Annotated in this window: 10 protein-coding genes and 1 tRNA gene; 9 read left to right on the forward strand and 2 right to left on the reverse strand. The window is 66.4% G+C overall.

The features are described from left to right. Position 1 precedes the first annotated feature (1 nt). The 6 genes from FHS00_RS02915 to FHS00_RS02940 are packed head-to-tail and all read left to right on the forward strand — an operon-like array spanning position 2 to position 4,593. Positions 2 to 346 carry a Na+/H+ antiporter subunit C gene (locus FHS00_RS02915; RefSeq protein WP_183469676.1) on the forward strand — a complete coding sequence of 115 codons (345 nt, stop codon included), beginning with the start codon at positions 2 to 4 and terminating at the stop codon, positions 344 to 346. After that, positions 343 to 2,010: a monovalent cation/H+ antiporter subunit D gene (locus FHS00_RS02920; RefSeq protein WP_183469678.1), complete on the forward strand. Its 1,668-nt coding sequence runs from the start codon at positions 343 to 345 to the stop codon at positions 2,008 to 2,010. Before FHS00_RS02915 ends, FHS00_RS02920 begins: the two co-directional genes overlap by 4 nt. Positions 2,011 to 2,023: 13 nt before the next feature. After that, positions 2,024 to 2,515, forward strand: coding sequence for a Na+/H+ antiporter subunit E (locus FHS00_RS02925; RefSeq protein WP_183469770.1), 492 nt, complete (start codon positions 2,024 to 2,026; stop codon positions 2,513 to 2,515). Further along, positions 2,512 to 2,781, forward strand: a complete 270-nt coding sequence (locus FHS00_RS02930; RefSeq protein ID WP_183469680.1) for a K+/H+ antiporter subunit F — start codon at positions 2,512 to 2,514, stop codon at positions 2,779 to 2,781. Before FHS00_RS02925 ends, FHS00_RS02930 begins: the two co-directional genes overlap by 4 nt. After that, the gene (locus tag FHS00_RS02935; protein ID WP_183469682.1) at positions 2,778 to 3,137 is read left to right on the forward strand and encodes a Na+/H+ antiporter subunit G; all 360 of its coding nucleotides are present in this window, start codon (positions 2,778 to 2,780) and stop codon (positions 3,135 to 3,137) included. The genes FHS00_RS02930 and FHS00_RS02935 overlap by 4 nt, the downstream gene beginning before the upstream one ends. Before the next feature lie 34 nt (positions 3,138 to 3,171). After that, the gene (locus tag FHS00_RS02940) at positions 3,172 to 4,593 is read left to right on the forward strand and encodes an alkaline phosphatase D family protein (RefSeq protein ID WP_183469685.1); all 1,422 of its coding nucleotides are present in this window, start codon (positions 3,172 to 3,174) and stop codon (positions 4,591 to 4,593) included. Here the strand turns inward: FHS00_RS02940 and FHS00_RS02945 are convergent. Then, complete coding sequence (locus FHS00_RS02945; RefSeq protein WP_183469687.1) at positions 4,590 to 5,918, reverse strand: ATP-binding protein; 1,329 nt, start codon at positions 5,916 to 5,918, stop codon at positions 4,590 to 4,592. The genes FHS00_RS02940 and FHS00_RS02945 overlap by 4 nt on opposite strands. Next, positions 5,915 to 6,631, reverse strand: coding sequence for a response regulator (locus FHS00_RS02950; protein ID WP_183469689.1), 717 nt, complete (start codon positions 6,629 to 6,631; stop codon positions 5,915 to 5,917). Before FHS00_RS02950 ends, FHS00_RS02945 begins: the two co-directional genes overlap by 4 nt. Before the next feature lie 143 nt (positions 6,632 to 6,774). On the opposite strand from FHS00_RS02950, the gene FHS00_RS02955 reads away from it, so the two are divergent. The 3 genes from FHS00_RS02955 to FHS00_RS02965 all read left to right on the forward strand — a co-directional run bounded on the left by FHS00_RS02955 (position 6,775) and on the right by FHS00_RS02965 (position 9,334). Continuing rightward, positions 6,775 to 6,850, forward strand: a tRNA-Thr gene (locus tag FHS00_RS02955). Positions 6,851 to 6,912: 62 nt separating this feature from the next. Beyond that, on the forward strand, positions 6,913 to 8,124 hold the full coding sequence (locus tag FHS00_RS02960) for a DUF6538 domain-containing protein (protein ID WP_183469691.1): 1,212 nt from the start codon (positions 6,913 to 6,915) through the stop codon (positions 8,122 to 8,124). Between the two features lie 169 nt (positions 8,125 to 8,293). Continuing rightward, a complete protein-coding gene (locus FHS00_RS02965; RefSeq protein ID WP_183469693.1) occupies positions 8,294 to 9,334 on the forward strand; it encodes a hypothetical protein in 1,041 nt (346 codons plus the stop codon). Positions 9,335 to 10,946: the final 1,612 nt, after the last annotated feature.

Consider the following 10,946-nt stretch of genomic DNA (forward strand, 5'->3'; position numbering starts at 1 on the left):
CATGGAACTCCTGATCGCGTCGGCCGTCGGTGTGCTGACGGCCGCGGGCATCTACATGGTGCTGCGCCTACGGACATTTCCGGTGATCATCGGCACCTCGCTGCTGAGCTACGCCGTCAACGTCTTTCTCTTTGCCTCCGGGCGGCTCGCCATGGACGCGCCGCCGGTGCTGCGCGACGGGGCGGAGCGCTATACCGACCCGCTGCCGCAGGCCTTGGTGCTGACCGCCATCGTCATCTCCTTCGGGATGACCGCGGTGGTGGTGATCATCGCGCTGGGTTCGTGGCTTTCGGCCGATGACGACCTTGTCGACCGGCCCGCAGAACCGCGGGAGACCGCCCAATGAGCCATTGGATCATCACCCCCGTCGTGTTGCCTGCCATGCTGGCGGCGATCCTCGTGCTGATGGTGCGCGAGCACATCGTGGTGCAGCGCGCGCTGTCGATGGCCGGGGCGCTGGCGCTGACGGTGATCTCGGCCGGCCTGTTCTGGCAGGCCTCCGACGGCACGATCACCCTCTACCAGCTCGGCAACTGGCCCGCGCCCTTCGGCATCGTTCTGGTGGCCGACAGGTTGTCGACGCTGATGCTGCTCCTGACCACGGTGCTGGCACCGCTGGTGCTGCTCTATGCGATGGGCTCGGGCTGGGACCTGCGGGGACGGCACTTCCATCCGCTGTTCCAGTTCCAGCTGATGGGCATCCTCGGCGCCTTTCTCACCGGCGACGCCTTCAACCTCTTCGTGTTTTTCGAGGTGCTGCTGATCGCCTCCTATGGCCTGATGATCCATTCGGGCGGGCGTCAGAGGCTCCGGGCGGGCACGCAATACGTGCTCTACAACCTGCTCGGCTCCACGCTCTTCCTGTTCGCGCTGGGCACGATCTATGCCCAGACCGGCACGCTCAACATGGCCGATCTCGCCGGGCGCGTGGCCGAGCTCGACCCGGCCGCGAGCGCCGGGATCCGGGTCGCGGCGGTGCTGCTCCTGATGGTCTTCGCGATCAAGGCCGCGGTACTACCGCTGCATTTCTGGCTGCCCGACAGCTACGCCCACGCCCCCGCCCCCGTGGCCGCGCTCTTCGCGATCATGACCAAGGTCGGCGCCTACGGCATCATCCGGGTCTACACGCTGGTCTTCCCGCCGGATCTCGAGATCACACAGGGGCTGTTCGACGTCTGGCTCATGCCTGCTGCGCTGCTGACGCTCGCGCTCGGCATGATCGGCGTGCTGGGCGCGGCGCGGATCGACCGGCTGGTGGCGTTCTCGGTGATCGGCTCGATGGGCCTGCTGCTGGCCTCGGTTTCGCTTTTCACCCCCGAGGGCATCGCCGCGGCGCTCTACTACGCGATCCATTCGACCCTGGCGACGGCGGCCCTGTTCCTGCTGGTCGACCAGATCCGCGACGGGCGCGGCGCGGCCGGTCCGATGCTGGTGCATGGCCGACCGATCGCCGGTGGCGCGCTGATCGCGGGGATGTTCTTCGTCGCGGCCATCGCCATGACCGGCCTGCCGCCACTCTCGGGCTTTCTTGGCAAGCTGCTGATTCTCGATGCGGCGCTGTCCAGTCCGCTCGTGTGGTGGGTCTGGGCTGTGGTTCTCAGCGGGTCGCTGGTGGCCGTGGTCGGCTTCTCCCGGGCCGGATCGCTGATCTTCTGGAAGGCGCATCAGGAGGGGCCCGACATCGGCGAGGCCGATCCGCAGACCGAACCCGAGGTCGAGGACGAGACCGTCCAGCCCGACAGCACCAAGGGTCCGGTCGCGCCGCGCCCTGTGACGCCGATGGTCGCCATCGGCGGGCTGATCGCGCTGCTCGTCGCGCTCACGGTGCTGGCCGGACCGGTCAACCGCGCGCTGACGGCAACGGCGGCACAGCTCTTTGCGCCCGCGCCTTACATTGAGCTGGTGCTGACCACCCCCGGCAAGAAGATCAAGGACGACACGCATGGCGACGAGGCCTCGTCGCATGACACCGGGGCCGAGGTTGAGGCCGAGACCGGGGAGGACCACTGACATGGCGCTGCAGATGACGCGACGGCTGCTGCCGCACCCGCTCCTGACCACGCTCCTGATCGTGGTCTGGTGCCTCCTGATCAACGACATCACCCTCGGCACGATGGTGTTCGGGGCGATCCTCGGCCTGCTGATCCCGATGGCCACGCGGGCCTACTGGCCGGACCGGCCGCGGATCCGCAACCCGCTGCGGCTGGTCTCCTATCTCGGTCTGGTGATCTGGGACATCATCGTCGCCAACGTGCAGGTGGCGATGATCGTGCTGTTCAAGCGCAACGCCGACATGGCGCCGAACTGGGTGGTGATCCCGCTCGAACTGCGCACCCCCGAGGCGATCACCATGCTCGCGGGCACCATCACCCTCACCCCCGGCACGGTCAGCGCGGATCTCTCCGCCGATGGCCGCGCCCTGCTGGTCCACGCGCTCGACGCGCCCGATCCGGACGCCGTGCGCGACGACATCAAGTCTCGCTACGAGCGTCGGCTGAAGGAGATCTTCGAATGATCGACACCGCTCTCTACATCGCCACGGGCGCGGTCGGGCTGGCGCAGATCCTCGCCATGATCCGGCTGGTGATCGGCCCGCATACAGGCGACCGCATCCTCGCGCTCGACACCATGGTGATCAACGCCATCGGCCTGATCATCCTTCTGGGGTTGATCTGGGGCACCCAGATCTATTTCGAGAGCGCGCTGATCTTCGCCATGTTGGGCTTCGTCTCGACCGTGGCGCTGGCGCGCTTCGTGCTGCGCGGGGACATCATCGAATGACCGATATTCTGTTTCTTGCCGAGATCCTCGTCGCCGTGCTGCTCATCATCGGCGCCGCCTTCACGCTGATCGGCTCCTACGGGCTGCTCAAGCTCGATCAGCCGATGAAGCGGCTGCACGCCCCGACCAAGGCCTCGACTCTCGGGGTGGGCTCGCTCCTCCTAGCCGCGATGATCCACGCCTTCGCGACCGGCGACGGCTCGCTGCACGAGATGCTGGTGATGGCATTCCTCTTCGTGACCGCGCCGATCTCTGGAAATTTCATCGCCAAGGTGCATCTGCATCGTCAGCGCGGCGGTGCCGAGCTGCCCGCCCCGCCCGAGGAAGAAACCTGGGCGACCTACGCCGAGAAGTGAGCCGCCCGGCCTCCGGGCACGAGGAGGCCGACCCTTGACCGAACGTTCCGCATCCCGCCGCGCCGGCCCGATCCTGCACCTGCGCAGCCATGACGCGGCCGGGCTGCGCCTGGCCGCGATCGTCATAAGGCCCGAGGACGAGGCCTGCGGCCCGCTCAGGATCGACGGCAACGACCACCAGCCCCGCCGCATCGCCACGCTCGAAGGTCTCGCGATCTGGCGCTTCGACTTCCGGCTCGCTCCGGGGGCGCCGGGCTATGAGTTCGAGGGCGAAAGCTTCCCGGTCGAGACCGAGCTATCCGGCGATCTGCGCCTCGGCTTCCTGTCGTGCAACGGCGAAGAGATCGGCGACCTCGACCGCGACCCGGCCGAGCGGGACGCGATGTGGGAGCGTATGCGCGCCTTGCACGACGAGCGCCCCTTTGCGGTGCTGATCCAGGGCGGTGACCAGATCTATGCCGACGAGGTGACGCAGGGCCATCCGCTGAGCGATGGCTGGCCCGAGGATCTGCCCCGGCGCGCCCCGACCGAGGAGGATCTCGAGGATCTGGCCGCGCATCTGCGGGCCGGCTTCGTGCGGCGCTACATGCGGGGCCTGTCCTCGGCGGCGGTGGCGGCGCTGATGGGACGGGTGCCGACGCTGGCCGTCTGGGACGACCACGATATCTGCGACGGCTGGGGGTCGTTGCCGGAAAAGGCGACCGACAGCGCCGTCGGTCGGACCCTGTTCCGCGTGGCGCGCGAGATGTACCTGCTGTTCCAGCACGGCGCGGTCGAGACCGAGGTCGCCGAGATCTTCGTCGATCCCACGGGCGGCAATCTCGGCTGGGAGCGGACCCTGCCCGGCGTCACGCTGCGCGCGCCCGACCTGCGCTCGGAGCGGCGACGCAGGCAGGTCATGGGCGAGGCCGGCTGGAGCCTTCTGGAGCGGCCCGCACCCGAGCCGGAGAAGATGTTCCTCGTCTCGTCGGTGCCGCTCCTCGGCCCGCGCCTGTCGCTGGTCGAGGCGGTGATGTGGGTCTGGCCGGGAATGCAGAAATACGAGGACGACCTGCGCGACCAATGGCAAAGCCGGGCCCATCGGGAGGATTGGAAACGTGCGCTGCGTGCCGTGATCGGGCTGCGCGAGGCGGGGCCGGTGACGGCGCTTTCGGGCGAAATCCACCTCGCCACCCGGGCCGAGATGGCCGCCGCCCCCGGCCCGGTCCATCAGCTGGTCGCCTCCGGAATCGCGCACCGTGCCCCACCCAAGGGTTATGCGCGCGGTCTGGGCTGGCTCGGCAGCCTCGGAGAGGGGCCGCTTTCGGGCCATCCGATCCGGATCCTGCCGCTGCCCGGCATGCGGCGGCGCTATGTGGCCGAGCGTAATTTCCTGGTGCTGGAACGCACGGGCGGAGCCTGGTCGGCGGTATGGCAGCTTGAGGAGAGCGGCCCGACACCGCCGCTGGCGATCTAGGCCAGCGGCAGTTCGACCACGGCCCTGAGCCCGCCTTTAGGCCGGTTCGACAGCCGGATCTCGCCGCCATGGGCCCGGATGATGCCGCGCGCGATCGACAGGCCGAGCCCGGCACCGCCGGTGTCGAGGCTGCGGCTCTCCTCGCCCCGCACGAACGGCTCGAACATCTCGGACAGCCGGTCCTCGGGAATGCCGGGGCCGTCATCCTCGACGGTGATCCGCACCATGCCCTGCCCCCGCGCCAGCGTCACCCGCACCGTGTCGCCATAGCGCAGGGCGTTGTCGACGAGGTTGCCGATCGCGCGCGACAGCGCGACGCGCCGGCCGCGCACCTGCAGCGGGCCTTTCCCCTCGCACTGCGCGCCGCGTTCCGCGCAAAGATCGCGCAGCAGCTCGTTCAGGTCGATTTCGGTCGCGGCCTCGGAATCGTGGCCGGAGCGGGCGAAGCTCACCAGCCCCTCGGCCATCACCGCCATCTCGTCGAGGGTCCGGATCATCGGCGCTCCCTCCTCCTCGTCGAGCATCTCGGCGCGGATCCGCAGGCTGGTGATCGGCGTGCGCAGGTCGTGACCGACGGCGGCGAGGGTGCGGGTCCGCTCGGCGTCGAACCGCGCGATCCGGGCCTGCATGTCGTTGAAGGCCACGGCGGCGGCCCGCATCTCGCGCGCGCCGCGCTCGGGCACGCGGGCGCTGCGGTCGCCGCGACCGGCGGCGCGCGCGGCCTCCGCCAGCGCGCCGAGCGGCCGGGTGAGCTGACGTACGAACCACAGCCCCACCGCGAGCACCGCCAGCAGCGACAGGCCCAGCACCAGCAGAAGCACCTCTTCCTGAACCCCGTCGGGCGGGCGCATCGTGGCCGCTGTCACGTTGAGCCAGCCCCCGCCCTCCAGCGCGATCGAGACGGCGGTGACGCCACCCCGCGCCGGTCGCCAGTTCGGCACCGGCGAATGGGCGCCCCGGTCACGCAGGGCCACCCGGGTCTCGCGCCCGTCCAGGGCCTGCCCGAGCCGCGCCTGCAACGCCGCAGCCCGTCCCTCGCGGGCGGGCGTCTCCACCAATGGCTGCGGCGCAACCTCGATCCGGGCCAGCCGGGTCGAGGCCTTGCGCGCGAGTGCGGCGCGCGCCATCGACGGCAGCGCCTCCATCGCCGGGACCAGCGCCACGATCCGCTCGACCTCGCGCGCCGCACCCGCCTCGCGGTCAAGCCGGTTGCGCTCGAAGGAAAGCAGGCCCACCGCCACGAGATTGGCGGCGAGCAGTGCTCCGGCAAGCAGCAGGGCGAAGCGTGCGGCCAGACCTTTCGGCAGCCACCGGACCAATCTCATTCCAGCACCTCGACATCGGCCGCGAGGAGGTACCCGCCGCCCCATTCGGTGACGATCAGCCGCGGCTGCTTGGGGTCGTCCTCGATCTTGCGTCGCAGCCGGCTGACCTGGTTGTCGATGGCGCGGTCATAGGCCTTGGCCTCCCGCCCGGCCATCAGGTCCAGCAGGCGGACCCGGTCGAGCACAGTGCGGGGCGAGTCGAGCAGCAGGCCGAGAAGCTTGCTCTCGCCGGTGGTGAGATCGGCCATCCGTCCGTCCTCGTGGCTGAGCTTCCGGGTCGTGGGGTCGTGGGTCCAGCCGGCGAAACGGCGCCGCGTGGCGTCGAGCACGGGCGCGGCGGCCGGTGTGCGGCGCAGCACGGCGCGCACCCGTGCCAGCAATTCGCGCGGGTTGAACGGCTTGGTCACGTAGTCGTCCGCGCCGAGTTCCAGCCCGACGATGCGATCGGTCTCGTCGGCCATGGCGGTGAGCAGGATCACCGGCGGCCCGCCATGCGCCACCAGCCAGCGGCACAGGCTCAGCCCATCCTCGCCCGGCATCATCACGTCGAGCACCACGAGCGAGATCCGTGCCGTCTCGACGATGCCGCGCGCCTCGGCCGCCGAGGCAGCGAGCCGCACCCGGTAGCCCTGCTTCTTGAGGTACTGGCCCAGCGGCTCGCGGATATCACGCGCGTCATCGACGACGAGGATCTGCTCGGCGGTGTCGGTCATGGCGATCTCCTGCGGCTCGATCGCCCTTGTAGCGGCGGCTGTGGTCCGGTTTCCAGCCTCGGGGCGAGGAAGTTTTGTCGCCAGATGTATTCGGGCCGAGGCCGCTTGCCACGCCGCGCCGCTCTGGCTACACCGGCCGCGGGGCCGGCATAGCTCAGCTGGTAGAGCGTCTGATTTGTAATCAGGGGGTCGGGGGTTCGAGTCCCTCTGCCGGCACCACTAGATCCTCCAACGCATTGATGCGCCTCGGCTTTTGCTCGGATCAAGCCAAGGCGTAGTACATGCCGGAGTACAATTCTGCCCCTCACTGCTTCCTCAAGGATGGCATCTTCTACTTCCAGCGTCGGGTGCCGACGGAACTGAGGCGCCACTACACGTCATCGAAGATCTCGTATTCGCTTCGAACGAGGTCAGCACGAGTGGCGGCTGCACGGGCCGTACGAGCAGCGAGCCAACTCGATGAATATTGGTACCACTTGCGCAGCCAGGATGCGGACCTTCCGGGGAAGCACATGCTGCGTCTGGGTGTGGCTGGTCCTGCGCGGCGGGCTTTCGAAGGTGGCAGTGTCAACATCGACTGTATGAGCCTCTCTGAGGCTCTGGTGACATACCTGCGTCTCAAGGGCTGCGAAAAGGGGATCACCTTCCACCGGGCAGCTGAACGGGCCTGTGGCTATGTCATCGACACCTGCGGGGACAAGCCGCTCACTAGCTATACGAAGGCGGACGCCAACTCCTTCCGTGATGCGTTGATCGCTCGTGGGATGGCCGGGAGCAGCATCACCCGAGTCTTCGGCTCGGTGCGGTCGATCATCAATTTCGCCGCCAACGAAGAAGGGATCGAACTCACGAACCCCTTCGGCAAGGTTTACTATGACCGATCTGCAGGCGTGTCGGATCGCCAGCCTATTCCGGTCGAAGCCGTCCGAACCGTGCAAGCCGAGTGCTATCGGCTGGACGACGAGATGCGCTGGCTCGTGGCCTTGGTCGCGGATACGGGGATGCGGCTAGCAGAGGCGGCTGGGCTGCTCTGCGAGGACATCGTGCATGACGATGAGGGCAACTACACAGCACAGATCACTCCGCAACCTTGGCGTAGGCTCAAGACGGCTGGCAGCACGAGAGAGGTCCCTCTCGTTGGCTCTGCTCGGTGGGCTGCTGAACGACTACGGACCGCGCATGGAGGCTCGGGCTTCGCATTCCCGCGCTACAACAAGACCGATACGACGAACGCTAACGCTGCCAGCGCGGGCCTCAACAAGTGGCTTAAGGCCTACGTGCCGGAAGGGGCAACCATGCATAGCTTCAGGCACTCGATGCGTGACCGCCTTCGTGCCGTGGAATGCCCGTCAGATATCGTAGACCAAATCGGCGGCTGGCAGACCGAGGGCGTGGGTCACGGCTATGGTCATGGCTACCCTCTAGCCGTCCTGCGGAAATGGCTTCAGCTTGCAACTGCCGATGAGTCGTGCAGCCTCACCCTTGTTCAATGATCGAGCTTGCCCGGCCACTGGATTGGTGTCCCACGGTATGCAGTTCGTCCAGTTCCATGGCACTGTTTTCCTGCGATGAACGCAGGCTCGAAAAAGCCTCACCCCACCGCGACTTCTGCCCTGATCGACTAGCAGTGCTTGTGGGCATGTCACGAGGGAGGACTTCTGAATGACAATCTCCACTATCAGCCAGCCGCTCGATCCGCTCTGGCAAGCCGCGCAGAATGCCGCATCGACCACCACGACCACGACCACGACCACGACCACGACCACTACTAATGAACCGACGACATCCAGTGGGACGCAAACCTCCCCGGCGATCATCGTGGACATTTCTGGTGACACGAGCAGCAGCTCCACCAACACGACAACGATGACGAAAGCCGAGCAGGACGCGGCAAAGGCGGCATTGCAGGCTCAGGAGGACGCCGCTGAGGCGCAGGCCAAGGCTGAGCAGGAGGCCCTCGAAGCCGCCGAGAAAGCCGCCAAGGAGGCTGCCGAGGCGGCTGAGGATGCCGCCAGGGCAGAGGCCAAGGCAGCAGAGGAAGAAGCCGAAGCGCAAGCCAAGGCCGAGCAAGAGGCACTCGAAGCCGCTGAGAAGGCCGCGAAGGAAGCCGCCGAGGCTGCTGAGGATGCTGCGAAGGCTCAGGCCAAGGCCGAGGAGGAGGCCCTCGAAGCTGCCGAGAAGGCCGCCAAGGAGGCCGCTGAGGAAGCCGAGGATCTCGCGAAGGCTCAGGCCAAGGCCGAGGAAGAAGCCCTTGAGGCTGCAGAGAAGGCAGCTCAAGACAATCCCGAGAGCCAAGACAATGCCGTTGCCGGAGCCACTGGGGCGGCCACCGCGCAGGGGGCGAATGGAAGCGACGCCAACGACGACACCGTCGCAGCTTTCGGCAGAGCCTCTGAGAATTCGATGGCCTCGGAGCGTGCTGGGAAAAAGGACGTGAAAGAGGCTGGCCTGACCGCGTCCATACTGCCTGAGGAAGCCGAAGAGGTTTCCGATATCGCCGCTTCGCGTGTAGCCGCCGAACGGGTTCAGGCCAAGATGATGCAGGAGTCGCTCATCTCCTTGATTGGCAGCACCGACAAGGTTGGCATCACGCTCAAGCCTATCGAGAACGCCTCGACGGAACGTGCTAGTGGCTCCTACGCTGCCGCCGCGCCTGAGCAAGATGCAGCAGAGGCCAAGCAGCGGGTTTCGGTAGCTGCTTGATAACATGAGGGCCGGAATGCCAGCGTTTCGGCCCGGCTCCCCCTGTCCAGTCTCCAAGCCAAGAGTGAGCAACGGCTAGTCATTTGCCATGTGGAAGGCCATCGCTGTGAGCTGCCTTGCAACAATACTTGGCCACATACCCGTACTAAACCTGCCAAAATCGGCCGCTACCCTAGGGTCATATCTGGTAGTGAGTATTTCAGTCATGATGGATGATGACTTCCGCCCTCGCCGGTCGGTAGAGAACGGCTCTTGGCTCCCATTTCTAGGAACGATGGGAGGCGTCCTCCTCGCATTTCCCGCCGCTCAGCGCCTCCACGCGGGAAGCTGGGATGTCATACCAGTTCAGTTCTACGTACTGCACATTGCCGGCGATTTCCGCGAGTTCGCGCTTTCAGGCGCAGGGGTGACCCTTCTTGGCGCCATTTTCACCTTTGGCGCTGCGGGCTGGCTAATGGGCCAACGTCTCGCCGGAGGATAGCTTCGCGGCCAGCGAACTGCCGAGCCACGTCGCTCAGCTTGTTTACTCGCTTTGCGAAGAGATCGGAGCGGCCAAGTCTTGCCTACGTCGTACTGGATGTTTCGCAGTTCAAAGTTGCTGCGCATGCATCCCAAGCATTTGTTCAGGGTGCAGCTGTGCGGAAGATCCCGGCGGGACGTCGCCACGGCTCGCTGGGGTGATGCTCCGCCACCTCTGTGCGGGTGGACGCTGCGCCAAAGCGGGGGACCATGGAGTCTCCGCAGGCTACCAGCGACGTCAGGAGAAAAAGGGCGAGTAATGTTCGAAGTAGCGACATCGGAAACCTCGTATCCATTGACTACTCCGATGAGCATGCCGAGGCTAACGGCAGGCGTCCTTGACGCACATCAAGACAAAGTTCCTGGAGGGGATGGGTCACGGCGTCGAACGGGGCTGTCGTTCGCCTGCGCTGCCCAAGCGACTACAGCCATAGCGGATCCGCGCCGCGACCCCCCGCTTAACAAGGCGAAACTCGTTAAATCACCACTCCAAATTACCAGAGACTGCCGCGTTCCGCAGGGTAAAGTCTGTAATGCAGGGGATCTGTACGGAATCTGACGTTTGGCGTTGTCGCAGCGGTTTCCCGGCATGTACTACGCCTTGGCTTGATCCGAGCAAAAGCCGAGGCGCATCAATGCGTTGGAGGATCTAGTGGTGCCGGCAGAGGGAGTTTTGTTCCCGTTGCAGGCACTTCCATCGCTGTACGCCTCAGCAAAACAAGGGGTATCCGTACTCGCGCTGGGCGGTCAACAGGCACGGTCTGTACTACGGTTTGTACTACGGCTGGCCGGTGGCCGGGCTACGGCTGACGGTGGCTCGGGGATGGTCTGCTAGTGCCGGGGGCGGGAATGATCGCCAGACCTCGTCAGGAGTCCTGAGAGGGCCGTGGAGAGTCATCTCGTGGTTCGGCATCCCTACCTGCTGCAAGAGCCAAGGCGGCGCTGTACGAGTCGCTGAGAGGCTCTCCGCGGCTGCGCTGGACGGGAGGGGGCGAGTACCACCCCGGGGGGTATGGGATGTCGTATACAGCTCCGACCGGCGAAGAAGGCTGGAGGTCGTCAACCTGCTTAACCGTGGCTCGCCTTCGTTCGA

The organism is Limimaricola variabilis (genome assembly GCF_014195545.1).
GTDB classification, from domain to species: Bacteria; Pseudomonadota; Alphaproteobacteria; order Rhodobacterales; family Rhodobacteraceae; genus Limimaricola; species Limimaricola variabilis.

Coding starts and splice junctions, on each gene's coding strand:
- FHS00_RS02965 (WP_183469693.1), top strand. CDS start 8,294: ATGACAATCTCCACTATCAGCCAGCCGCTCGATCCGCTCTGGCAAGCC.
- FHS00_RS02915 (WP_183469676.1), top strand. CDS start 2: ATGGAACTCCTGATCGCGTCGGCCGTCGGTGTGCTGACGGCCGCGGGC.
- FHS00_RS02930 (WP_183469680.1), top strand. CDS start 2,512: ATGATCGACACCGCTCTCTACATCGCCACGGGCGCGGTCGGGCTGGCG.
- FHS00_RS02925 (WP_183469770.1), top strand. CDS start 2,024: ATGACGCGACGGCTGCTGCCGCACCCGCTCCTGACCACGCTCCTGATC.
- FHS00_RS02960 (WP_183469691.1), top strand. CDS start 6,913: ATGCCGGAGTACAATTCTGCCCCTCACTGCTTCCTCAAGGATGGCATC.
- FHS00_RS02945 (WP_183469687.1), bottom strand. CDS start 5,918: ATGAGATTGGTCCGGTGGCTGCCGAAAGGTCTGGCCGCACGCTTCGCC.
- FHS00_RS02920 (WP_183469678.1), top strand. CDS start 343: ATGAGCCATTGGATCATCACCCCCGTCGTGTTGCCTGCCATGCTGGCG.
- FHS00_RS02935 (WP_183469682.1), top strand. CDS start 2,778: ATGACCGATATTCTGTTTCTTGCCGAGATCCTCGTCGCCGTGCTGCTC.
- FHS00_RS02950 (WP_183469689.1), bottom strand. CDS start 6,631: ATGACCGACACCGCCGAGCAGATCCTCGTCGTCGATGACGCGCGTGAT.